Annotated in this window: 17 protein-coding genes and 2 pseudogenes; 13 read left to right on the top strand and 6 right to left on the bottom strand. The window is 62.5% G+C overall.

Translation table 11 applies throughout. From position 1 onward, the window contains the following. Nucleotides 1-240 precede the first annotated feature (240 nt). Entirely contained in the window at nt 241-2289 is a 2049-nt protein-coding gene (locus tag J3P97_RS15850; protein WP_434672221.1) for a TonB-dependent siderophore receptor, read from the top strand. Between the two features lie 208 nt (nt 2290-2497). Here the strand turns inward: J3P97_RS15850 and J3P97_RS15845 are convergent. Together J3P97_RS15845 and J3P97_RS15840 are read right to left on the bottom strand one after the other, a co-directional pair. Next, a pseudogene (locus J3P97_RS15845) lies at nt 2498-3061 on the bottom strand (LLM class flavin-dependent oxidoreductase); the annotation flags it as partial. Next, nucleotides 2965-3275, bottom strand: a pseudogene (locus J3P97_RS15840) (flavin reductase family protein). The pseudogenes J3P97_RS15840 and J3P97_RS15845, both read right to left, overlap by 97 nt. A gap of 621 nt (nt 3276-3896) precedes the next feature. On the opposite strand from J3P97_RS15840, the gene J3P97_RS15835 reads away from it, so the two are divergent. From J3P97_RS15835 to nudC, 12 genes are all read left to right on the top strand, one after another. Continuing rightward, nucleotides 3897-5306 (top strand): circularly permuted type 2 ATP-grasp protein, encoded by a 1410-nt coding sequence (locus J3P97_RS15835; RefSeq protein WP_305500557.1) that lies wholly within the window; start codon nt 3897-3899, stop codon nt 5304-5306. A gap of 3 nt (nt 5307-5309) precedes the next feature. After that, complete coding sequence (locus J3P97_RS15830) at nt 5310-6260, top strand: alpha-E domain-containing protein (protein ID WP_305500558.1); 951 nt, start codon at nt 5310-5312, stop codon at nt 6258-6260. Further along, nucleotides 6257-7054 carry a transglutaminase family protein gene (locus J3P97_RS15825; RefSeq protein ID WP_434573730.1) on the top strand — a complete coding sequence of 266 codons (798 nt, stop codon included), beginning with the start codon at nt 6257-6259 and terminating at the stop codon, nt 7052-7054. The genes J3P97_RS15830 and J3P97_RS15825 overlap by 4 nt, the downstream gene beginning before the upstream one ends. A gap of 391 nt (nt 7055-7445) precedes the next feature. Then, nucleotides 7446-7940, top strand: coding sequence for a hypothetical protein (locus J3P97_RS15820; RefSeq protein WP_434672220.1), 495 nt, complete (start codon nt 7446-7448; stop codon nt 7938-7940). Nucleotides 7941-8024: 84 nt separating this feature from the next. Continuing rightward, nucleotides 8025-8696, top strand: coding sequence for a DUF3313 domain-containing protein (locus tag J3P97_RS15815; protein ID WP_305500564.1), 672 nt, complete (start codon nt 8025-8027; stop codon nt 8694-8696). Between the two features lie 106 nt (nt 8697-8802). Continuing rightward, complete coding sequence (tpx, locus tag J3P97_RS15810; RefSeq protein ID WP_434573734.1) at nt 8803-9303, top strand: thiol peroxidase; 501 nt, start codon at nt 8803-8805, stop codon at nt 9301-9303. Between the two features lie 190 nt (nt 9304-9493). Next, on the top strand, nt 9494-10810 hold the full coding sequence (locus J3P97_RS15805) for an MdtA/MuxA family multidrug efflux RND transporter periplasmic adaptor subunit (RefSeq protein WP_434672219.1): 1317 nt from the start codon (nt 9494-9496) through the stop codon (nt 10808-10810). After that, a complete protein-coding gene (locus J3P97_RS15800; RefSeq protein ID WP_434672218.1) occupies nt 10807-13902 on the top strand; it encodes an MdtB/MuxB family multidrug efflux RND transporter permease subunit in 3096 nt (1031 codons plus the stop codon). Before J3P97_RS15805 ends, J3P97_RS15800 begins: the two co-directional genes overlap by 4 nt. 148 nt (nt 13903-14050) lie before the next feature. Further along, nucleotides 14051-17155, top strand: coding sequence for an efflux RND transporter permease subunit (locus J3P97_RS15795; protein ID WP_434672217.1), 3105 nt, complete (start codon nt 14051-14053; stop codon nt 17153-17155). Continuing rightward, a complete protein-coding gene (locus J3P97_RS15790) occupies nt 17152-18642 on the top strand; it encodes an efflux transporter outer membrane subunit (protein ID WP_434672216.1) in 1491 nt (496 codons plus the stop codon). The genes J3P97_RS15795 and J3P97_RS15790 overlap by 4 nt, the downstream gene beginning before the upstream one ends. A 216-nt stretch (nt 18643-18858) precedes the next feature. Beyond that, entirely contained in the window at nt 18859-19671 is an 813-nt protein-coding gene (locus tag J3P97_RS15785) for a crotonase/enoyl-CoA hydratase family protein (protein ID WP_434672215.1), read from the top strand. A gap of 6 nt (nt 19672-19677) precedes the next feature. Next, nucleotides 19678-20508 (top strand): NAD(+) diphosphatase, encoded by an 831-nt coding sequence (gene nudC / locus J3P97_RS15780; RefSeq protein WP_434672214.1) that lies wholly within the window; start codon nt 19678-19680, stop codon nt 20506-20508. Here nudC and J3P97_RS15775 read toward each other — a convergent pair. From J3P97_RS15775 to J3P97_RS15760, 4 genes are all read right to left on the bottom strand, one after another. Continuing rightward, the gene (locus J3P97_RS15775; RefSeq protein ID WP_305500574.1) at nt 20476-21255 is read right to left on the bottom strand and encodes a TSUP family transporter; all 780 of its coding nucleotides are present in this window, start codon (nt 21253-21255) and stop codon (nt 20476-20478) included. The two genes, nudC and J3P97_RS15775, sit on opposite strands and share 33 nt — an antisense overlap. A gap of 695 nt (nt 21256-21950) precedes the next feature. After that, nucleotides 21951-22706 carry an ABC transporter ATP-binding protein gene (locus J3P97_RS15770; protein ID WP_434672213.1) on the bottom strand — a complete coding sequence of 252 codons (756 nt, stop codon included), beginning with the start codon at nt 22704-22706 and terminating at the stop codon, nt 21951-21953. Beyond that, nucleotides 22700-23758: a FecCD family ABC transporter permease gene (locus J3P97_RS15765; protein WP_434672212.1), complete on the bottom strand. Its 1059-nt coding sequence runs from the start codon at nt 23756-23758 to the stop codon at nt 22700-22702. Before J3P97_RS15765 ends, J3P97_RS15770 begins: the two co-directional genes overlap by 7 nt. After that, the gene (locus J3P97_RS15760) at nt 23755-24927 is read right to left on the bottom strand and encodes an ABC transporter substrate-binding protein (protein WP_434672211.1); all 1173 of its coding nucleotides are present in this window, start codon (nt 24925-24927) and stop codon (nt 23755-23757) included. The genes J3P97_RS15765 and J3P97_RS15760 overlap by 4 nt, the downstream gene beginning before the upstream one ends. Nucleotides 24928-24975: the final 48 nt, after the last annotated feature.

Raw genomic sequence — 24975 nt, 5'->3', positions numbered from 1 at the left:
ATATCGGTGGACCTGTTGCATCGAAGGTGAACGTACCGCCCTCATCGCGAGCAGGCTCGCTCCTACAGGGTGTATAGCGCTATCAATTTGATACAAAAGATTTACTGGGAATGATTCTCAAAGTATATTCGCTCTCATTCACATCCCCCCCATGAGTGCAGCGTCTTGAATCGTTCCACCCCCCTCGCTTACCGCAATGCCCTCGTCAAATGTGTTTTACCCGCGCTGTCCTGCTGTTTCATGGCAAGCCCCTTGAAGGCCCAGGACGCCCTTGAACTGCCCACCACGGATGTGCAAGGCAGTCGGATCATTCAGGACGAAGGCTACACGGCGACGCAAGCCAGCACGGCGAGCAAGAGCGATGTACCGATCAAGGAAGAGGCGCAGTCGATCAACGTGGTGACCCAGCAGACCCTGGCGGACTACCAGGTGCGCTCGCTGGACGACGCGATGAAGTTCGTCAGCGGCGTCAGCCAGGGCAACACCCTGGGGGGCTCCCGGGACTCGCTGGTCAAGCGCGGTTTTGGCACCAACGATGACGGTTCGATCCTGCGCGATGGTGTGCGTTCGAACCTGGGCCACAACTTCAGCGCCACCACTGAGCGAGTCGAAGTGCTAAAAGGCCCGGCCTCTATGTTGTACGGCGCGCTGGAACCGGGTGGCCTGATCAACGTTATCAGCAAGAAGCCCGAATACACCCAGAGCACCACGCTGAGCGGCTCCGCCTACAGCGAGGGCGGCGGCACCATGGCCCTGGACACCACCGGGCCGTTGGGCGACACCGGGTTGGCCTATCGCCTGATCGCCGAACGCGGCCATGAGGATTACTGGCGCAACTACGGCGTCAATGAGAGCACGCTGGTGGCGCCATCGCTGGCCTGGACCGGTGAGCGTGCTTCGTTGAACCTGAGCTACGAGTACAACGAATATTCCAACCCGTTTGACCGTGGCACGGTGTTCAAGAATGGGCATCCGGCCGACATCGACTATGACAAGCGCCTGGACGAGCCTTGGGCCAAGAGCGTCGGGATCCGCGAGACGGCCACTGCGCGGTTCGAGTACGAGTTGAGCGAAGCGTGGAAAACCCGGGTGACCTACGGCTGGAACAATGACCGCTACAGTCTTGCGATTGCCCAGCCCAACTCGCTGGTCGGCAATACTCTGCGGCGAGCCGCTAACGGCGCTCACTACGATGATGAAACCCGTTACGCCAGTTGGGATTTCATCGGCAAGCAGGAGCTGTTCGGCCAGCGCCATGACCTGCTGATCGGTGCCGATAATCAGGTGTCTGACCAGTACCGTGGCAAGACCTACCGCGGGCCAGTGCGGGGCGGCTTCGATATCACGGCGCCGGTGTACGGAGGTTTGGCGCAGCCCAGCGTCATCAACCCCGCCCAGAGCAACCTGAGTAACCAGCTGACGTCCAGCTCGGTGTACCTGAAGGACAACTGGCACTTGGATGATCGCTGGATTCTGGTCTTTGGTGGGCGTTATCAACACTACGATCAGTTCAGCAAGCAAGGGTCGATCACGAGCGTGCCGGTTCGCGACGACAACGGCGATGCCTTCGTGCCGTTCCTGGGCCTGGTCTACAAGGCCACCGAGGACCTGTCGCTGTATGGCAACTACAGTCGTTCGTTCAAGCCCAACGATACCGTGGATGACAACCTCAGCACCTTCAAGCCGGAAGAGGGCCGCAGCTACGAAATCGGGGCCAAGTACGATCCGCTGCCGGGGCTGAATATCAATCTGGCGTTGTTCGACATCGTCAAAAAGAACGTCGTCACTACCACCCTGGTCGGCGGGCAGAACATCGCCGAAGCCGCCGGCAAGGTCGGCTCCCAAGGCCTTGAGCTGGACATCACGGGACGTTTGGCCGAGCGGTGGGACTTGATCGGCACCTACGCCTACACCCACACCGAAATACTGGATGATCCAAGAAACGAAGGTCACCGTCTGGCCGATGCCCCCAAGCACAGCGCCAGCCTGTACCTGAGCCACCATCTGAACGTGCCGGCCGAATTCGGCGCCTGGCACGCCGGGGCCGGAGCGCGGTATGTCGGCGAACGCGCCGCCAACAACGCCAACGATTTCTGGCTCAGCAGCTACACCGTCGCCGACGCGTTCCTGCGCTGGGAGTCGCCGGTGTTCGGACAAAAGACCTCGTTGCAGTTGAACGTCGACAACCTGTTCGACAAGCAGTACTACCCGTCGTCCACCGGGAGCCAGTTGCAGGTCAACGTCGGCGAGCCGCGTACTGCCAGATTGAGCGCCAGCGTGACGTTCTGATCGCAGTGCTTGAATAAAAATGCCCGGGCATCAAATGTCCGGGCTTTTTTTTTCAGCTTCAATCCGCCTTCGCGAGCAGGCTCGCTCCCACATAGGCTGCGGGTGTTACAGACCCTGTGGGAGCGAGCCTGCTCGCGAAGACGGTGGCACATTCAACATTCATGCTGACTGACACTACGCCTTCGCGAGCAGGCCCGCTCCCACAGGATCAGCGAAACGCCGGCACCACCTGCTGGATGAACAACTCCAGGGATTTTTTCTTCTCGGCATGCGGCAAGCTGTTGTCGCACCAGAAACTGAACTCGTCCACGCCCAGTTCCTGGTAGTACTTGATCCGCTCGATGATTTCCTTCGGGGTGCCGATCATAGTGTTTTTGCGGATGTTCTCCAGCTGAAACTCCGGGCGCTCGGCGAATTTTTCTTCCGGGCTTGGCGCCAGGAAGCCATTGACCGGCACCTGCTTGTTGCCGAACCAGGCGTCGAAGGTGCGATAGAACTTCGAGATTGCCTGGGCACCGATCTTCCAGCCCTCGGGATCGTCCTCGGCGTGTACATGGGTGTGGCGCAGCACCATCAATTGCGGACGTGGCACGTCGGGATTGTTGTCCAGGGCGGCCTGGAATTTGTGCTTCAGGTCGAGGACTTCTTCATCGCCTTTCATCAAAGGCGTGACCATCACGTTGCAACCATTGGCGACGGCGAAGTTGTGCGAGTCAGGGTCACGCGCGGCGATCCACATCGGTGGATGAGGCTTGCGGATGGGCTTGGGTGTTGCGGCACGATCAGGTTCTTCACGGCGCCGACCATGATGGCGTGGTCGCCACCCTCGTATTCGCGCCACAGTTCGCATTCGATGATGGCGGTAGCGTTGCCCAACAACGGATTGCCCAGCTCGCGATTTGCCCGTCATCGTCCAGCGTGGTGATCACCGTCACGCCGGACGGGAACGAACCCATGACTTGTTTGTAGAGGTTGGCATCGATCATTTCGCAGTCCTCGCGCGCAGGCGGTTATGGCGCAGTGTTCTCAGGGGCGGGCAGGAGGTCTTGAGGATGCCAGGGACCCCGTGGCGAGGGAGCTTGCTCCCGCTCGGCGACGCAGTCGCAGCAAAGGAGTCCACCGGGTGTAACAGGTGAAATGGTTGCCGATGATGGGGCCGCTTCGCGCCCCAGCGGGAGCAAGCTCCCTCGCCACGATGTGCTTTCCCGCGAAATCTCGGCGCTTGAGCTATCGTTGGGTAAACCCAGCCATTTTTGCCGGTGGGTATAAATTTCCCCTTTTCAGGGCATCCGGGGCCAACTTCTCGCCCGACTGCACCGATTCGACCCGTTTGTGGCATCGACGCCGGGCATTGAAATAAACGTTTCAGCCAGCAAACCGATTTTTGCCGTCAAATAGAAAAGAAATTTCGCTTTTTCAGCGTTGCGCGCCGTTTTTTCCAGCATTGTGTGGATGTCTCCGCGCTTAGGCACAGCGTTTGCTACGGCTCAAAGACGCAAGAACCAAGAGGTGCTCCAAGGAACAGGCTCATCAAACAAGGCAAGGCCAGACTGGTGAAATGACGAAGTCATAAGAAATGCCGTGTACGACACGGCTGGGAGTTGGCTATGCCCCACGCTTTTTTCAATGAAATGTACGACGCACAGGGTGACTGCCGCCCGCATTACCAAGCCTTCTCGCGCTGGCTGGCGGATACGCCGCTGGAGCTGTTGGAACAACGCCGCCGCGAAGCCGACCTGCTGTTTCATCGCGCGGGCATCACGTTCACCCTCTACGGCGACGAGCAGGGCACCGAGCGCCTGATCCCCTTCGACATCATCCCCCGCAGCATCAAGGCCAGCGAATGGCAGACGGTCGAGCGTGGCTGCATCCAGCGGGTCCAGGCCCTGAACATGTTCCTGGCCGATATCTACCACGGGCAACGCATCCTCAAGGAAGGCATCATCCCGGCCGAGCAAGTGCTGGCTAACGAGGGCTACCAGATCGCAATGCAGGGCCTGGACCTGCACCGTGGCATCTACGCGCACATTGCCGGTGTCGACCTGGTTCGCGACGGCGACGGCAGCTACTACGTGCTGGAAGACAACCTGCGCACGCCCAGCGGCGTGAGCTACATGCTCGAAGACCGCAAGATGATGATGCGCCTGTTCCCCGAGCTGTTCGCCGCCCAGCGCGTGGCGCCCATCGACCACTATCCGAACCTGCTGCTCGATACCCTCAAAAGCTCAAGTCCACTCGACAACCCTACCGCCGTGGTGCTGACCCCGGGGCGTTTCAACAGTGCCTATTTCGAACATGCGTTCCTGGCCCGGGAAATGGGCGTGGAGCTGGTAGAGGGCGCCGACCTGTTCGTGCGTGACGACCACGTTTATATGCGCACCACCGCCGGCCCCCAGCAGGTGGATGTGATTTACCGTCGCCTTGACGACGCCTATCTCGATCCGCTGTCGTTCAATCCCGATTCGATGCTCGGCGTGCCCGGGCTGGTCGCGGTCTATCGTTCCGGCAACGTGGTGCTGGCAAACGCCGTCGGCACTGGCGTGGCGGACGACAAGTCGATCTACCCCTATGTCGACGAGATGATCCGCTTCTACCTCACCGAAGAACCGATCCTGAAGAACGTGCCCACCTGGCAGTGCCGCAAACCCCAGGACCTGTCCCATGTGCTGGCGAACCTGCCCGACCTGGTGGTCAAGGAAACCCAGGGTTCCGGCGGCTACGGCATGCTGGTGGGGCCGGCCGCCACCGCAGCGGAAATCGAGGATTTTCGTGCCCGTCTCAAGGCCCGGCCGGAGGCCTACATCGCCCAGCCGACCTTGAGCCTGTCCACGTGCCCGACTTTTGTCGAAAGCGGCATCGCCCCGCGCCACATCGACCTGCGTCCCTTCGTGCTGTCCGGCAAGGAAACCCGCCTGGTACCGGGCGGCCTGACCCGCGTGGCGCTGCGCGAAGGCTCGCTGGTGGTGAACTCGTCCCAGGGTGGCGGCACCAAGGACACTTGGGTAGTGGAGGACTAAGACATGCTTTCAAGAACCGCTTCGGACCTCTATTGGATGTCCCGCTACCTGGAGCGCGCCGAGAACCTGGCGCGCATGCTCGAAGTCAGTTATTCGCTGTCGTTGATGCCCCAGGCCGGGCGCAGCGACGGGCATGCCGAGCTGGCGATGTCGCTGCTGGCAGCCGGTACGCTGGACGATTACAACGCCCGTTATGACGCGCTCAACAGCGAGCGCATGCTGCATTTCTTTGCTCTGGATGAAGCCAACCCCGGCAGTATCTATAGCTGCCTGCGTGCCGCGCGCACCAATGCCCACGCCGTGCGCGGACGCATCACCGCCGACATGTGGGAAAACATCAACGCCACCTGGCTGGAGATGCGCAACATCGCCAGTAACGGCCTGGGCCGCTACGGCATCAGCCATTTCTGCGAATGGGTCAAGGAGCGTTCGCACCTGTTCCGCGGAGCGACGTCGGGCACGATCATGCGCAACGACGCCTACAGTTTCATTCGCCTGGGAACCTTCATCGAGCGCGCGGACAACACCTTGCGCCTGCTGGACGCGCGCTACGAGATGTTCGGCGAGGAGTCGGAGGAGGTCAGCGACAACTCGGCGCGCGGCTATTACCAATGGAGTGCCTTGTTGCGGGCGCTGTCTTCGTTCGAGGCGTTCAACGAGATCTACCGTAACGCGCCCAACGCCGAGCAGGTCTCGGAGATGTTGCTGCTGCGGGCCGACGTGCCGCGCTCGCTGCATGCGTGCATCGAAGAACTGGACCATATCCTCGCCAGCCTGCCTGGCAACAACGGTCGTCCGGCCCAGCGCCTGGCCGCGGAATTGAATGCGCGCCTGCGTTATTCCGGCATCGACGAGATTCTCGCGTCGGGCCTGCATCAATGGCTGACCGAACTCATCGGCCAGATCCGCCACCTGGGCCAGACCGTCCACGATGCCTACCTGGAGGTGGTATGAAATTGTCCATTCGCCACGACACGACCTACAGCTATGCCGACGAAGTCTGCACCAGCATCCAGTTCCTGCGCCTGACGCCCAAGGACAGCCCGCGCCAGCGCATTCTGCAATGGCACCTGGAGTTGCCACGCCTGGTGCGCAGCCAGCTCGATCCTTACGGCAACATCCTGCATGTCATGACCATGGACGAGCCTCATGGAGCACTGGTACTGACCGCTTACGGTGAAGTGCAGATCGACCAGGCCGTGGAGATGGAGCCTGACAGCCAGTCACCGCTGCCGTTCCTGCGCACCAGCCGTCTCAGCCAGGCCGATGAGAGCCTCAGCGCTTTCGCCGTGGCCCGGTGCGGGGCACGGCGTGATCGTTCGGCGCTGGCCGACTTGATGAATGGCCTTGCCGATCGCATGGCCTACCTTCCGGGCACTACCGCGGTCAGCAGCACGGCGGCCGAGGCGTTTGCCGGCGGTGCCGGCGTCTGCCAGGACCACGCCCATGCGTTCGTGGCGTGTGCCCGTAGCCTGGGCGTGCCGGCGCGGTATGTGTCTGGCTACCTGTGCACCGAAGACGAAAACCACCTGGCGAGCCATGCCTGGGCTGAAGCCTGGCTGGGGGATGGCTGGTACAGTTTCGACGTAACCAATCGCCTGACCCGTCCCGATCGCCACCTGAAACTGGCGATCGGCCTGGACTATCTCGACGCCTGTCCGGTGCGCGGCATGCGCCGGGGCGGCGGAGCGGAGCAGATGCACGCGCGGGTGCAGGTGAGCTCAATGGTGCAGGTGCAGCATCAGTAATTGATCCAATAAAGCCTGAGCCCCCTTCGCGAGCAGGCTCGCTCCCACGGGTTCACGGAGTCACGTACTCCGCAGCCGTCCCAAAACCGTGGCGAGGGAGCTTGCTCCCGCTGGGCTGCGCAGCAGCCCTGAAACCAAGCACCTCGGTGCATCAGGCAGAACGCATTCGACGATTTGGGGTTGCTGCGCAACCCAGCGGGAGCAAGCTCCCTCGCCACAAAAGCTGTGCTGGTGGGGCAATTGAGGCTGGGGAGCAGGATCCTTGGTGCCTTCGGTCCATTGTGGGAGCGAGCCTGCTCGCGAAGGTGGCGGCACGGTTCTTTTGCGTACGCAGCCGTGCGAACCTGTCATCATCGCGCTTCGCAACACCCCTTGATAAAGGAACAGCGCCATGGACGATGTACAGCAATTGGGCGAGATGCTCCGTCACTACGCCGACAGCGAAGCGCACAAGAAGCAGCAGCACCAGGCTCACTCGGCGGTATGGGCTGAGCGGATCGAGGCGTTGTACGGGCAGATCGAGCAATGGTTGGCGCCGGTCCTGGCGCCGAACCTGCTGGAGTTGAGCCGTGGCGCGTATGTCGCCCATGGGCCGAGTGTTCCTGCCGAGACGTCGGCCTTCAAGACGGAAAAACTGACGTTGTCCATTACCGGTAAACCGGTTGAGTTTGTGCCGGATGTGATGGGCGCGGGCGGGTTGATTTCCTTGTCCATCATCGGCCTGACCGCCACTCGCCACGGCAGCATTTCCCTGGTTTGCCAGCCGCCATCAACGCAGTGGCAATGGCGCAGGACCAACGGGTTGAAGGATCCGGACACCTACGTCTTCGATGCAAATTTCCTCGCTCAGCAGTTGCAGAGTCTTATACCGCGCGAGCGAAGCTGAATACGCTTGGTCGGGCAAAACCCCGCGCATTGGCTATACCTGTAGTTCCGCCCCCCGTCGGGTGTGGCTTACAGGAGTAACAGCATGAAGTTCGCCTCCATGATCGGCACCGTTTGCATTGCCTCGCTCGCGCTCGCTGGCTGCTCCAGCAAAGTCACCCAGCCGGACGAGTATTCCGGATTCCTGGGGGACTACAGCCGGCTCAAGGAAGAAAAATCGCCGTCGGGGGCCGAGGTGATGCGCTGGGTCGATCCGAAGATCGATCTGGCGAAGTACTCCCGCATCTATATCGAACCGACCCAGCTGTACCCCAAGCCGCAAGCGACGGTGAAGATCCCGTCGGCAACGTTGGCCGGCATCACCAGCTACTACGACCAGGCGCTCAAGCGTGAAGCCGGCAAGTCCCTGCCGCTGGCGACCAGCCCTGGCCCGGGTGTCCTGGTGGTGCGGGCGGCGATCACCGCGGTCAGCAGCAAGACCGAGGGCCTGAAACCCTACGAAGTGATTCCGATCGCCCTGGTGGCCGCCGCGGTCAGTACCGCCAGCGGCATTCGTGACCAGGAAACCACCCTGGGCACCGAAGCGGTGTTTCTCGACGGTGGCAATAATGCGGTAATCGCCCAGGTGGTGCGCAAGGGCACGGGTAAACCGTTGTCGAACGAGTCCCAGGTCATGAAGCCCGATGATGTCAAAGGGGTCATCGATGGCTGGGCGGCGGATCTGCATCAGTCATATTTGCAGCTCAAGGCTAAATAGCAGGCCCGGTCACTCGTGACTTTTTGTGTGCAGGCATAGGTCGGAGCACCATTTCATGGTTAACTCCGGCCTCACCATTTTCAAACCTGTCAGAAGGAATCCGTTCATGGCTCAAGTCACTCTCAAAGGCAACCCTGTCCAAGTCAACGGCCAGTTGCCCCAAGCCGGTTCCAAGGCGCCAGCCTTTTCCCTGGTTGCCGGCAATCTGTCGGACGTTTCCCTGAAGGATTTCGCCGGCAAGCGCAAAGTGCTGAACATTTTCCCAAGCGTCGACACGCCGACCTGCGCCACTTCCGTGCGCAAGTTCAACGCCCAGGCCAACGATCTGAACAACACCGTAGTGCTGTGCATCTCCGCCGACCTGCCGTTCGCCCAGGCCCGTTTCTGTGGTGCCGAAGGCCTGGAAAACGTGCAGAACCTGTCGACCCTGCGCGGTGCCGAGTTCATTGAGAACTACGGCGTTGCGATTGCCGACGGCCCGCTCAAAGGCCTGACCGCCCGTGCCGTGGTGGTGCTGGATGAAAACGATACCGTGCTGCACAGCGAGCTGGTCAAGGAAATCGCTGAAGAGCCGAACTACGACGCTGCACTCGCTGCTTTGAAATAACTGCTCTGAAATAAAGTATTTATTACAATTGTTAACGGCCTGGCCTGACCAGGCCGTTTTCATTTGTGTTTCAAGGCTTTAGCTAACCGGGCGGAATGTAAGCCCAAGGTAAATTGCCGGTAAAGGCGCTTTGCTAAATATCCGCCAGTGCTTATCGTTCAGCCTCCTGTAAAAGAAGCTCACGCGCCCAATGGTTGACCACTCCATGCAATCCTCTGTTTCCCGCAAATCCCGTCGTTGGCTGTTCGGCCTGTTTGTCGTACTGGTCATCGCGTTGCTGGCCTGGAAGTTCTGGCCCGCCAGTACCGACCCGAAAAACGGCGCAGAGCAGAAAGCCGCGGCTGGCCATGCGGGGCGCTCGGGCGGCATGCGGCCAGGGTTTGGCGGTGCGGCGGGGCCGATTCCGGTTCGGGTGGCGCCAGCGGTCACCGGGGATTTTCCCCTGTATTACAAGGCGCTGGGCACGGTCACCGCGCTCAATACGATCAACGTTCGCAGCCGGGTCGGCGGCGAGTTGGTGAAGATCGCCTTTGAAGAAGGGCAGATGGTTAAGGCCGGCGACCTGCTGGCGGAAATCGACCCACGTCCTTACCAGAATGCCTTGCTCCAGGCCGAAGGCACGCTGCTGCAAAACCAGGCCCAACTGAAAAATGCCCAGGTCGACCTGGAACGCTATCGCGGCCTGTACGCCGAAGACAGTATCGCCAAGCAGACCCTCGATACCGCCGCTGCGCTGGTGGGCCAGTACCAGGGGACGGTCAAGACCAACCAGGCGGCGGTCAACGACGCCAAGCTCAACCTGGAATTCACCAGGATCCGCGCGCCGATCAGCGGCCGCGTAGGTCTGCGTCAACTGGACATCGGCAACCTGGTGGCCGCCAACGACACCACGGCCCTGGCCGTCATCACCCAGACCCAGCCCATCGGCGTCGTGTTCACCCTGCCGGAAAACAACCTCGAAACCGTGCTCGCCCGCTATCGCAGCGGGGCGAAGCTGCCGGTCGAGGCCTGGGACCGTGGCGATGTGAAACTCCAGGCCAGCGGTGTTCTGCAAAGCCTGGACAACCAGATCGACGTCACCACCGGCACCTTGAAATTCAAGGCGCGCTACGAAAACCGCGACCAGTCGCTGTTTCCCAACCAGTTCGTCAACGTGCGCCTGCTGGCCGACACCCTCAAGGGCGTGGTCCTGGCGCCGACCGCAGCCATCCAGTTCGGCACCAACGGCACCTTCGTCTACGCCCTTGATGGCGACAAGAAAGTCACCATCAGGAAGCTCAAGATCGGTGCCAGCGATGGCGAAAAAACCATTGTCACCGAGGGCCTGGCCGCCGGCGACAGGGTGGTGCTCGAAGGCACCGACCGCTTGAAGGAGGGCAGCGAGGTGGAAGTGGTCAACGACAGCCAGGAGGTGCCGACCACACCGACCGAACACCTGCAAGGCAAGACGGCCGCGGCCCCGACTGAGCCGACCGCGGCCGACAAGGCGAAAAAGGGCGGCGCATGAATCTCTCGCGGCTGTTCATCCTTCGCCCGGTCGCCACCACGTTGAGCATGCTGGCGATTGTCCTGGCCGGCCTGATTGCCTATCGGCTGCTGCCGGTGTCGGCACTGCCCCAGGTCGACTACCCGACCATCCGCGTGATGACGCTGTACCCGGGGGCCAGTCCCGACGTCATGACCAGCGCGGTTACCGCGCCCCTGGAGCGGCAGTTCGGGCAGATGCCGGGCCTCACCCAAATGGCTTCCACCAGTTCCGGTGGTGCGTCGGTGATCACCCTGCGTTTCAATCTGGACATCAACATGGATGTCGCCGAGCAGCAGGTGCAGGCCGCGATCAACGCCGCCACCAATCTGTTGCCAACCGATCTGCCGTCGCCGCCGGTGTACAACAAGGTCAACCCGGCGGACACCCCGGTGCTGACGCTGGCGATCACCTCCAAGACCATGCTGCTGCCCAAGCTCAATGACCTGGTGGACACGCGCATGGCGCAGAAGATCGCCCAGATCAGCGGCGTTGGCATGGTGACCATCGCCGGCGGCCAGCGCCAGGCCGTGCGGATCAAGGTCAACCCGGAGGCACTTGCGGCCGCCGGGCTGAACCTGGCCGATGTGCGGACCCTGATCGGCGCTTCCAACGTCAACCAGCCCAAGGGCAACTTCGACGGCCCGACGCGGGTCTCGATGCTCGACGCCAACGATCAGCTGACCTCGCCCAAGGACTACGCCGAACTGATCCTGGCCTACGCCAACGGCGCGCCATTGCGGCTCAAGGACGTGGCACAGATCGTCGACGGCGCGGAGAACGAACGCCTCGCCGCCTGGGCCAACGAAAACCAGGCCGTGCTGCTGAACATCCAGCGCCAGCCCGGGGCCAACGTCATCGAGGTGGTGGACCGGATCAAGGCGCTGCTGCCGAGCATCACCGATAACCTGCCGGCCGGCCTCGACGTGACCGTGCTGACCGACCGCACCCAGACCATCCGCGCCTCCGTCACCGATGTGCAGCATGAACTGCTGATCGCCATTGCCCTGGTGGTGATGGTGACGTTCCTGTTCCTGCGGCGGGTCAGCGCCACGATCATTCCGTCGGTGGCCGTGCCGCTGTCGTTGATCGGCACCTTCGGCGTGATGTACCTGGCCGGGTTTTCCGTCAACAACCTGACCCTGATGGCGCTAACCATCGCCACCGGTTTTGTGGTGGACGATGCCATCGTCATGCTGGAGAACATTGCGCGTTTCATCGAGGAGGGCGACAGCCCGATGCAAGCCGCGCTGAAGGGCGCCAGGCAGATCGGTTTCACGCTGATTTCCCTGACGCTGTCGTTGATCGCGGTGCTGATCCCGCTGTTGTTCATGGCGGACGTGGTCGGACGATTGTTCCGTGAGTTCGCCATCACCCTCGCGGTGGCGATCCTGATTTCTTTGGTGGTGTCCCTGACCCTGACGCCGATGATGTGCGCCCGCTTGCTCAAGCGCGAGCCCAAGGAAGAGCAGCAGGGCCGCTTCTATCGGGCCAGCGGTGCCTGGATCGACTGGTTGATCGCTGCCTATGGGCGCAAGTTGCAATGGGTGCTCAAGCATCAGCCGCTGACCCTGCTGGTGGCGGTGGGCAGCCTGGTGTTGACGGTGGTGTTGTACCTGGCCGTGCCCAAGGGCTTTTTCCCGGTGCAGGACACGGGCGTGATCCAGGGCATTTCCGAAGCGCCGCAGTCAATTTCCTTCGCCGCCATGAGCGAGCGCCAGCAGCAGCTGGCCAAGGTCATCCTCGCCGACCCGGCGGTGCAGAGCCTGTCCTCTTACATCGGTGTCGACGGCGACAACGCCACGCTAAACAGCGGACGCCTGCTGATCAACCTCAAGCCCCACAGCGAGCGGGACGACAGCGCCAGCGAGATCATCACCCGCCTGCAACCGCAGCTCGACCGGCTGGTGGGCATTCGCCTGTTCATGCAGCCGGTGCAGGACCTGACCATCGAAGACCGCGTCAGCCGCACCCAGTACCAGTTCAGCCTGTCATCGCCGGACGCCGAGTTGCTCAGCCTCTGGAGCGGCCGTCTGGTCGAGGCCCTGGCCCAACAGCCGGAACTGACCGATGTCGCCAGTGACCTGCAGGACAAGGGCTTGCAGGTCTACCTGGTCATCGATCGCGACGCCGCCTCACGCCTGGGCGTGTCGGTGTCGAACATCACCGATGCGCTGTACGACGCTTTCGGCCAGCGGCAAATCTCCACCATCTATACCCAGGCCAGCCAGTACCGTGTGGTGCTGCAGGCCCAGGCCGGGGAAAGGATCGGGCCGCAGGCGCTGGACCAGATCCACGTCAAGACCACCGACGGCGGCCAGGTCCGATTGTCGAGCCTGGCCCGTGTCGAAGAGCGTCAGGCGCAACTGGCAATCGCCCACATCGGCCAGTTCCCGGCGGTGATGATGTCGTTCAACCTGGCGCCGGGCGTGGCCCTCGGGCATGCGGTGGAGGTGATCGAAAAGGTCCAGCAGGACATCGGCATGCCAGTGGGCGTGCAGACCGAGTTCCAGGGCGCGGCGCAGGCGTTCCAGGCATCGTTGTCGAGCACTTTGCTGTTGATCCTGGCTGCGGTGGTGACCATGTACATCGTGCTGGGGGTCTTGTACGAAAGTTACATACATCCGATCACCATCCTGTCCACCTTGCCCTCGGCGGCCATCGGCGCTTTGCTGGCGTTGATCCTCACCGGCAATGACCTGGGCATGATCGCGATCATTGGCATCATCTTGCTGATCGGCATCGTCAAGAAAAACGCGATCATGATGATCGACTTCGCCCTGGATGCCGAACGCAACCAGGGCCTGGATCCGCAGACGGCCATCTATCAGGCCGCGTTGCTGCGCTTCCGGCCAATCCTGATGACCACGCTGGCGGCGCTGTTTGGCGCGGTGCCCCTGATGCTCGCCACCGGCTCCGGCGCCGAGTTGCGCCAGCCGTTGGGCCTGGTGATGGTGGGCGGGTTGCTGGTGAGCCAGGTGTTGACCTTGTTCACCACTCCGGTGATCTACCTGTATTTCGATCGTCTGGGCCGTCGGTTTGCCCGGCCTGAGGAGAACGAGGTGCGGGTATGACGTCCGGACTCCATGGGTGCTTTCCGTGGCGAGGGAGATTGCTCCCGCTTGAGTGCGCAGCGCTCACAAAAGGGGCCGCTGCGCGACCCAGCGGGAGCAAGCTCCCTCGCCACAAAAGCCTGTTGGTTGAAAGCTGGAGCGGCGATCAGTGAACCTCTCCGGCCCCTTCATCCGCCGCCCGGTAGCGACCATGCTGCTGAGCTTCGCCATCATGCTGCTCGGCGGTGTGTGCTTTGGCTTGCTGCCGGTATCGCCGCTGCCGCAGATGGATTTCCCGGTGATCGTGGTCCAGGCCAACCTGCCGGGGGCGAGTCCCGAGGTGATGGCTTCTACCGTGGCGACGCCGCTGGAGCGTTCCTTCGGCGCGATCGCCGGGGTCAACACCATGAGCAGTCGGTCCAGCCAGGGTTCGACCCGGGTGATCCTGCAATTCGACCTGGACCGCGACATCAACGGTGCGGCCCGGGAGGTGCAGGCGGCCATCAACGCCTCGCGCAACCTGCTGCCCAGCGGGATGCGCAGCATGCCGACCTACAAGAAGGTCAACCCGTCCCAGGCGCCGATCATGGTGCTGTCGCTGACCTCGGATGTGCTGGAGAAAGGCCAGCTCTACGACCTGGCCTCGACCATTCTGTCCCAGAGCCTGTCCCAGGTGTCGGGCGTGGGCGAGGTGCAGATCGGCGGCAGTTCGCTGCCGGCGGTGCGCATCGAACTGGAACCGCAATTGCTCAATCAGTACGGCGTGGCGCTGGACGACGTGCGAACGGCGATTGCCAACAGCAACGTGCGCCGGCCCAAGGGCTCGGTCGAGGACGACCAGCGGATGTGGCAAGTCCAGGCCAACGACCAACTGGAAAAGGCCAAGGATTACGAAACACTGATCATCCGCTACCAGGATGGCTCGGTGTTGCGGCTCAAGGACGTGGCCAAGGTCAGCGACGGCGTCGAGGACCGCTACAACAGCGGTTTCTTCAACGACGATGCCGCCGTGTTGCTGGTGATCAATCGCCAGGCCGGCGCCAACATCATCGAGACCGTCAACGAGATCAAGGCCCAGTTGCCGGCCTTGCAGGCCGTGTTGCCCGCCAGCGTCAAGCTGAACCTGGCGATGGATCGCTCGCCGGTGATCAAGGCGACCCTGCACGAAGCGGAAATGACCTTGCTGATCGCCGTCGCCCTGGTGGTACTGGTGGTGTTCCTGTTTCTCGGCAATTTCCGCGCTTCGCTGATCCCGACCCTGGCGGTGCCGGTGTCGCTGGTGGGCACGTTCGCGGTGATGTATCTGTACGGTTTCTCACTGAACAATCTGTCGCTGATGGCGTTGATCCTCGCCACCGGGCTGGTGGTGGACGATGCCATCGTGGTGCTGGAGAACATTTCCCGGCACATCGATGAAGGCGTGCCGCCGCTGAAGGCCGCGTATTTGGGGGCCGAGGAGGTGGGCTTCACGCTGCTGTCGATGAACGCCTCGCTGGTGGCGGTGTTCCTGTCGATCCTGTTCATGGGCGGGATCGTCGAGAGCCTGTTCCGGGAGTTTTCCATCACGCTGGCGGCGGCCATCGTCGTCTCGCTTATCGTGTCCCTGACGCTTACGCCGATGCTCTGCGCGCGCTGGCTCAAGCCTCACGTGCCAGGGCAAGAGAACCGCTTGCAGCGTTGGAGCCAGGGCGCCAACGAAAGAATGGTCCGTGGCTATGCGCGCACGCTGGACTGGGTACTGCGCCATCGGCGCCTGACCTTGCTCAGCCTGCTGGTGACCATTGGCGTGAACATCGCGTTGTATGTGGTGGTGCCGAAAACCTTCATGCCCCAGCAGGACACCGGCCAGTTGATCGGCTTCGTGCGCGGTGACGACGGACTGTCGTTCAACGTGATGCAACCGAAGATGGAGATCTTCCGTCGCGCGGTGCTCAAGGACGAGGCCGTACAGAGCGTGGCCGGTTTTATCGGCGGCAACAACGGCACCAACAATGCCTTCATGCTGGTGCGCCTCAAGCCGATCAACGAGCGCGGGATTTCCGCGCAGAAAGTCATCGAGCGCCTGCGCAAGGAGATGCCCAAGGTGCCCGGCGGCCAGTTGATGCTGATGGCCGACCAGGACCTGCAATTTGGTGGCGGCCGCGAGCAGACCACCTCGCAGTATTCCTACATCCTGCAGAGCGCCGACCTGGCGTCGCTGCGCGAGTGGTACCCCAAGGTCGTCGCTGCGTTCCGCGCCTTGCCGGAGCTAACCGCCATCGATGCCCGTGACGGTGGCGGCGCACAGCAGGTAACCCTGATTGTGGACCGCGACCAGGCCAAGCGCCTGGGCATCGACATGGACATGGTCACATCGGTATTGAACAACGCCTACAGCCAGCGGCAGATATCAACCATCTACGACAGCCTCAACCAGTATCAGGTAGTCATGGAGGTCAATCCCAAATACGCCCAGGACCCCAATACCCTCGAACAGGTCCAGGTGATTACGGCCGATGGCGCGCGGGTCCCGCTGTCCGCAATTGCCCATTACGAGAACAGCCTGGAAGACGACCGGGTCAGCCACGAAGGCCAGTTCGCTTCCGAGGGCATCTCTTTCGATATGGCCGAAGGCGTGACCGTGGAGCAGGGCACGGCCGCCATTGAACGGGCGATCGCCAAGCTGGGGATGCCCGAAGACGTCATCGCGAAAATGGCCGGGACCGCCGACGCTTTCGCCGCCACCCAGAAAAGCCAGCCGTTCATGGTGCTCGGGGCGCTGCTGGCGGTGTATCTGGTCCTGGGCGTGCTGTATGAAAGCTACATCCACCCGTTGACCATCCTGTCCACGTTGCCTTCGGCCGGCGTTGGCGCGTTGCTGTCGATCTACGTGCTGGGCAGCGAGTTCAGCCTGATCTCGCTGCTGGGGCTGTTCCTGCTGATTGGCGTGGTGAAGAAAAACGCGATCCTGATGATCGACCTCGCGCTGCAACTGGAGCGCGCCGGCCAGACGCCGTTGGAGTCGATCCGCAGCGCCTGCCTGTTGCGCTTGCGGCCGATCCTGATGACGACGGTGGCGGCGATCCTCGGTGCCTTGCCGCTGTTGCTCGGCGGTGCCGAAGGTTCGGAGATGCGCCAGCCGCTGGGCCTGACCATCATCGGCGGCCTGGTGTTCAGCCAGGTCCTGACGCTTTACACCACGCCGGTGGTTTACCTTTATCTCGATAACCTGCGCCACCGCTTCAACCGCTGGCGTGGGGTGCGCACCGATGCTGCCCTGGAAACTCCGCTATGACCGACCGTTCGCTTTTCAACCTTGCCGCACCGCTGGCAGCCGCCCGTGGCTCGCGGGTATTGAGCCTGGCGCTGTGCGTTGCGCTGCTCAGTGCTTGCGCGATCGGCCCGGATTACCAGCGCCCGGAGGCCGCTGCGCCGGTGCAGTACAAGGAAGCCCAAGGGTGGCGCCAGGCCAACCCCAGCGACGCCTTGGCCCGGGGCGCCTGGTGGGAGCTGTACAGCGACGCCCGGCTGAATGAGCTGGTGGCAAAGCTCAACGCATCCAACCAGACCGTGGCCCAGGCCGAAGCCCAGTATCGTCAGGCCCAGGCGTTGGCGCGCAGTGCGCGGGGAGCTTTTTTCCCAACGGTCGACCTTACCGTCGGCAAGAACCGCTCCAGCCAAGGCACCGGCAGCAGCAGTTCGAGCCTGAGCAGTTCTTCCAGCGGCATTCGCGACACCTACAGCGCCCAGGCCGGGGTGAGTTGGGAAGCGGATGTCTGGGGCAAGTTGCGCCGCACCCTGGAAGCCGATGAAGCCAGCGCGCAAGCCAGCTTTGCCGACCTGGCGGCGATGCGCCTGAGCCAGCAGTCCGAGCTGGTGCAGAACTACTTGCAGTTACGGGTCATCGACCAACAGAAGCGCTTGTTGCAGACCACGGTCGATAACTATCAGCGCTCATTAAAAATGACCGAAAACCAGTACCGCGCAGGGGTGTCGGGCAAGGACGCGGTGGCCCAGGCGCAGAACCAGCTCAAGACCACCCAGGGCGACCTGATCGACCTGATCTGGCAGCGGGCGCAGTTCGAAAATGCCATCGCCGTGCTGATCGGCCTGCCTCCCGCCGAATTCAGCTTGGCCGAAACCGAGGACGTCCCGGCGCTGCCGCAGGTCCCGGTGGCGGTACCCTCGCAGTTGCTTGAGCGGCGTCCGGACATCGCTTCAGCGGAACGCTCGGTGATGGCCGCCAACGCCAACATTGGCGTGGCGAAGGCGGCCTATTATCCGGACCTGACCCTGAGCCTGAGTGGCGGCTACAGCAGCAGTACCTACGATAACTGGATAAGTGTGCCGAACCGCTTCTGGTCGGTCGGGCCACAGCTGGCGATGACGCTGTTCGACGGCGGCCAGCGCTCGGCGGAAGTCGACCGCAGCGTCGCGGCGTACGACCAGACCGTGGCGACCTATCGGCAGACCGTGCTCGACGGTTTTCGCGAAGTCGAGAACTACATGATCCAGCTCAAGGTGCTCGAAGACGAAGCCCGCGTGCGCCAGGAAGCCCTCGACGCGGCCCGCGAGTCCCTGCGCCTGACCCAGAACCAGTACCGGGCCGGCTTGATCGGCTACCTCGACGTGGTAACCGTCCAGGCCACCGCCCTGAGCAACGAACGCAGCATGCTGAGCCTGCAACAGAGCCGGTTGATCGCCAGCGTGCAACTGATCGCGGCGCTGGGCGGCGGGTGGGATGGGCAGTTGCAGGCGAGCGAACAGCCAGCAGCGGACTGATCGCCACTGCCCCTGTGGGAGCGAGCCTGCTCGCGAAAGCGGTGGTTCAGATTGCGTAAATGTTGACTGAACTGCCGCCATCGCGAGCAGGCTCGCTCCCACATTGGCTTGCGTCGTGTGGATGCAGTCCCGCTTTTGGCCGATGCGCTGCCTACGTCCCTTGACGATGGCTTGGTATAGTTCAGGCCTCTTTTCAACCGGTAAAGGATCACTGCCATGTCGCAATACCAAGCGTTCCACGTCGAACTTGCAGACAAAATCGCCCATGTGCAGATCAATCGCCCCGACAAGATCAATGCCATGAACGCCGCGTTCTGGAGTGAGATCATCGAGATCTTCCAGTGGATCGACGATACCGACGAAGTGCGGGTGGTGGTCCTGAGCGGTGCCGGCAAGCATTTTTCCTCGGGTATCGATCTGATGATGCTGGCCGGCGTGGCGAACGAACTGGGCAAGGACGTCGGTCGCAATGCCCGTGTGCTGCGGCGCAAGATCCTCGAACTGCAAGCCTCGTTCAACGCCGTGGACAATTGCCGCAAACCGGTTCTCGCGGCGATCCAGGGTTATTGCCTGGGCGGTGCCATCGACCTGATTTCTGCCTGCGACATGCGCTACGCGGCCGAGGATGCGCAATTCTCCATCAAGGAAATCGACATCGGCATGGCGGCCGATGTTGGCACATTGCAACGCTTGCCCCGGATCATCGGGGACGGCATGCTGCGTGAACTCGCTTATACGGGGCGCACCTTTGGTGCCGACGAAGCGCGCAGCATGGGTCTGGTCAATCGTGTCTACAGCGATGCCGCCAGCCTGCTTGACGGAGTGATGGGCATCGCCCGGGAGATCGCCGCCAAGTCGCCGATCGCCATAGCCGGCACCAAGGAAATGATTGGCTACATGCGTGACCACGGCATCGACGACGGGCTGGAATACGTCGCCACGTGGAATGCCGCCATGTTGCAATCGAATGACCTGCGCGTGGCCATGGCCGCCCATATGAGCAAACAGAAACCCGAATTTCTGGATTGATCGATCATGATTTCACGCTGGACCACCGCAGTACTCGACACCGACCTCGCGGGCGGCTGGGCCGTGGCCCGCAGCCCGGAGGGCTTTCTCTACGACGACAACGGCGCACTGTTTCCCCGCGAGTGGCTCAAGCGCCAGGATGTGTCGATTCTCGCCGAGCACGGCATTGGCCATCTCGACGGCGAGCCGGTCTACCTGCTGGAACTGCATAGCTCGCTGGAGATTCCCGGCTGCAACTGGAAAGGCCTGCGGGCCTTCATGCTCGAGGACGACCACACGCTGTTCAAGGTGCTGGGTTATGCGGCGCAGATCGGCACCTGGGCTCGCGAACATCGCTTTTGTGGCAGTTGCGGCCAGCGCATGATCCAGGTGCCGCGAGAGCGGGCGATGTACTGTGAGGCATGCGATCTGCGGCATTACCCGCGAATCTCGCCGAGCATGATCGTGCTGATTACCCGTGGCGATGAGGTCTTGCTGGCGCGTTCGCCGCGCTTTGTCACCGGTGTCTACAGCACCCTGGCCGGGTTTGCCGAGCCGGGCGAGTCGGCCGAGGATTGCCTGATCCGGGAGGTGCGCGAGGAGGTCAGCATTGAAGTGAAGAACATCCAGTACATGGGCAGCCAGTGCTGGCCGTTTCCCCATTCGATGATGCTGGGTTTTCATGCCGAGTATGCCGGCGGTGAGATCGTGCCCCAGGAAGACGAGATCGAGGACGCCCAATGGTTCAGCGTCCATGACCTGCCGCCGTTGCCGGCCTCGCGCTCCATCGCCCGCTACCTGATCGACCTGTATGTCGCCCGACGTCTAGGCCACGCTGAACCAGTGCTGCCAGGCTAGGCGCACGGTCAGGCCCAGAACCACGGTGATGAACACCGGGCGGATGAACTTCGCGCCGCCGCTGATGGCGGTGCGCGCGCCGAAGAACGCGCCGACCATCACCGACAGGCCCATGCTCAGGCCGATGATCCAATCCACCTGGCCCGAAAAGATGAACACCGACAGCGCCGCAATGTTGCTGACGAAGTTCATGCTGCGGGCCACGCCGCTGGCCTTGACCAGGTCGATGGGGTAGAGCAGCAGGCTGCTGACGGTCCAGAACGCACCGGTGCCCGGGCCGGCCACGCCGTCGTAGAAACCCAAGGTGAAACCCTGGGATGACTGCCACGTCTTCTTGATCGGCGCGTTGCTGTCCAGCGGCGCCTTGGGCGTGCCGCCGAACAACAGGTACAGGCCACAGGCAAAGACGATCACCGGCAGCATCTTGTTCAGCCACTCGGCGGGCAGGTAATGAGCAACGACGGCGCCGACCAAGGCACCGACCAGCGTGCCGACGAGGGCGTGGGTCCATTGTCGTGGGTGAAACAGCTTGCGCTTGTAAAAGGTAAAACTCGCCGTGGCTGAGCCAAAGGTCGAGCTGAGCTTGTTGGTGCCCAGCACCAGGTGCGGTGGCAGGCCGGCGGTCAATAGCGCCGGCGTGGTCAGCAGCCCGCCACCGCCGGCGATGGCGTCGATGAAGCCGGCGATGAACGCGACGACGGCAAGGATAGCGAGGGTGGAGAGGTCGACGCTGAGTTCAAAAGGCATGGAATGGGGCTTATTCGGCAGGGCGCAGAAAGACTGCGGGAAAGGCCGCTATGTTACCCATAATAACGCCGGGCCGCGACTGCCTCAAATCGTGGCGAGGGAGCTTGCTCCCGCTGGGCTGCGCAGCGGCCCCAGATTGCCGCATACGGTGTATCAGGCAAACCGCGCCCGCCGGTCTACGACTGCTGCGCAGCCGAGCGGGAGCAAGCTCCCTCGCCACGGTGATGCGTTGTATTTGCCAGCGCGGATCGACTGTAGCGAATTTGATCCTGCAAATAACAGCGGCGGCGAAGCTGCGAAGATACACGGGTGCACACCCGCTTTCGTGGCGAGGGAGCTTGCTCCCGCTGGGCTGCGCAGCGGCCCCAATTGCCGCACACGGTGTATCAGGCAAACCGCGCCCGCCGGTCTACGACTGCTGCGCAGCCGAGCGGGAGCAAGCTCCCTCGCCACGGTGATGCGTTGTATTTGCCAGCGCGGATCGACTGTAGCGAATTTGATCCTGCAAATAACAGCGGCGGCGAAGCTGCGAAGATACACGGGTGCACACCCGCTCTCGTGGCGAGGGAGCTTGCTCCCGCTGGGCTGCGCAGCGGCCCCAATTGCTGCACACGGCATATCAGGCAAACCGGACCCGCCTGTCTACGACTGCTGCGCAGCCGAGCGGGAGCAAGCTCCCTCGCCACGCTACTCGCTCAAACTACGTCGTCCACGATGATGTGCCGCTCATCCCTTGAACAGCGTTCGATCCGGGCCTGGACCCGGTACACGTTGCGCAGCATCTGCTCGGTGACCACTTCTTCACTTCGACCGCAGCCTTGCAGGGTGCCCTCGGCGATGACCAGCACCTGGTCGGCAAAGCGCAACGCCTGGTTCAGGTCGTGAATGGCAATGAACACGATGATCGAATGTTGGCGGGCGAGGGCGCGCATGAAGCTCAGGACCTGGACCTGGCGGTGCATGTCCAGGGCGCTGGTGGGTTCGTCCATCAACAGGACTTCGGGCTCGCGCACCAGCGTCTGGGCGATCGACACCAGTTGCTGTTGCCCACCGCTCAGTTCACCGAGGTTGCGAAACGACAAATCACTGATGCCCAGGGACGCGAGGATGCGGTCCACCACTTCCAGCTCATCGGCTTGCACTGTCCAGCCGGGCGCCTGCTGTTTGCGCGCGAGCAGCACCGATTCGTAGACCGTCAGCCGGGCGTTGGCGTTGAGGTTCTGCGGCATGTAGCAAACGCCCTGCTGGCCCCGGAGCGAGCCTTCCAGGCGAACATGGCCGGGGCCGTCGATGAGGCCGGCGATGCGTTTGAACAAGGTCGATTTTCCGGCCGCGTTGGGGCCCACCACCGCCACGACCTCGCCACCCGTGAGCACCGGCGTGGTGATCCCGTGCAGTATCGACCGACGACCATAACGAGCGCCGACACCTTGCAGCTCGATCGTCACCATGACTGTTTCCTGCCGCCCAGAATGAGAGAAATGAAGAACGGCACGCCGACCAACGATGTGACCACGCCGATTGGGAAGATCGCCCCGGGTATCAGGGTCTTGCTCACCACCGAGCTGGCCGACAGGATCAGCGCGCCGGTCAGCAGCGAGGCCGGCAGGAAGAAACGCTGGTCTTCGCCGATCAGCATCCTGGCGATGTGCGGCCCCACCAGGCCGATGAAGCCGATGGTGCCGACAAATGCCACTGGAAAAGCGGCCAGCAGGCTGACCATGACCAGGGTCTGCAAGCGCAATTTGCGCACGTTGATGCCGAAACTCGCGGCTTTTTCATCCCCCAGGCGCAGGGCGGTCATGGCCCAGGCGCGGCGGGCAAAAATCGGCAAGGTGACGAGGATTACCAGGCAAATCACGCCGAGTTTCGGCCAGGTGGCCTTGGTCAGGCTGCCCATGGTCCAGAACACCACGGCGGCCACGGCCTGCTCGGTGGCGAAGAACTGCACCAGCGCCAACAGCGCATTGAAGGTGAACACCAGGGCGATACCGAGCAGCACGATGGTTTCGCTGGTCATGCCCCGGCGCAGGCTCAAGACATGGATCAGCAGCGCCGAGAGCATCGCCATGATAAAGGCATTGAGCGGCACCATGTACTGGGCGATCACCGGCACCAGGGCCACGCCGAATGCCAAGCCCAGGGCCGCGCCGAAACTGGCAGCCGCCGAGATGCCCAAGGTGAATGGGCTCGCCAGCGGGTTGTTGAGGATGGTCTGCATCTGGGCGCCGGCCAGGGACAACGCGGCGCCCACGGCCACGGCCATCAGCGCCACCGGCAGGCGAATATCCCACATCACCACCCGCACCTGGGGCGCCGCGGCATCGGGAGAGAACAGCGCGCCCAGCACTTCATCCAGGCTGTAGCTGGCCGGGCCGAGGGCCAGGTCGAGCAGCACGCTGAACAGCAGCAACAGGGCCAGGCCGAGCAGGATCAAGCGTTTGCGCCAGACCTGCTCGCGGTAAATCGTGCCCAGGGCGATCCCCTCGATACGGCCATTCATGGTTGGGCCTGCGCGGGCTTGAGGCTGACGAAATAGCCTGGCTCATAGGGCACAGGCAAGAAGCGCTGGTGGAACTCGCGAAACGTCGCGTCGGGGTCCAGGTCGGTGAACAGCTCCGGATGGAACCACTTGGCCAGTTGCTGGATGGCGATGAACTGGTAGGGGCTGTTGTAGAACTGGTGCCAGATGGCATGAAAGCCCTGGGTTTGCTGAGCCTTGATCCCGGCATAGGCCGGGCGGGCGGTGTACCACTGCAATTTGCGCCGCGCCTCGGCCAGATCGGCACCGGGCCCGACACCGACCCAGTGCCCGCCCGGCGCAAAGGCCTCCCAGTTGGCGCTGGTGACCACCACCTGTTCCGGGTTGGCGACGATCACCTGTTCCGCGTTCAACTGGCCAAAGGTGTTGGGAATGATTGCGCTGGCAATGTTGCGGCCCCCGGCCAGCTCGACGAAACGGCCGAAATTTTCGTTGCCGAAACTCAGGCAGCAATCGTCGGTGTAGCCACCGATGCGTTCGATGAACACTTTCGGGCGGGGCGGCTGGCGGGCCTGGATCACATCGGTGACGCGACGGATCTGCTGGTTGCGAAAGGCGATGAACGCCTCGGCGCGTGCCTCTTCGCCGAACAGCTGGCCAAACAGGCGCATGGTCGGTTCGGTGTTCTGCATCGGGTTGTTGCGAAAGTCGACGTAGACCACCGGAATGCCCAGTGCATCGAGTTTCTCGATGTAGCGCGCGTCTTCGGTGGCGTGCTGGGCCTCGATGTTGAGGACGATCACGTCCGGTTGCTGGCTGATCGCTTGCTCGATGTCGAAGGTGCCGTCTTCGAAACCGCCGAAGGTCGGGATCCGGGCAATTGCCGGATACCGCCGCAGGTAGGCGCCGTAGGTGTCAGGGTCGGACTGGATCAGGTCCTTGCGCCAGCCGACGATGCGGCGGATCGGATTGTCGGTGTCGAGTGCCGCGACCAGGTACAACTGGCGACCTTCGCCGAGGATGACCCGTTGCACCGGAATGCGCACCTGGACCTGGCGGCCGAGCAAGTCGGTGACGGTGGTTCTGGTGGCGGGCAAGGTGTCTGAAAACACCAGGCCGCTCAGCAGCAGGGCGGCAGCACCCAGCAGCCAGGCGGTGAGCGATGAGCGCGTCAGAAGTGGAATCTGCATGGTTGGAGCCTTGTCAGGGATCGCCCCGCCAGCGGTGCACGCGCTGTC

Origin of the sequence: Pseudomonas sp. R1-15 (genome assembly GCF_051132085.1) — a bacterium.
Classification (GTDB): Bacteria; Pseudomonadota; Gammaproteobacteria; order Pseudomonadales; family Pseudomonadaceae; genus Aquipseudomonas.
The sequence above is the reverse complement of the archived record's forward strand: the minus strand, read 5'-3'. Positions and strand labels throughout refer to the sequence as shown.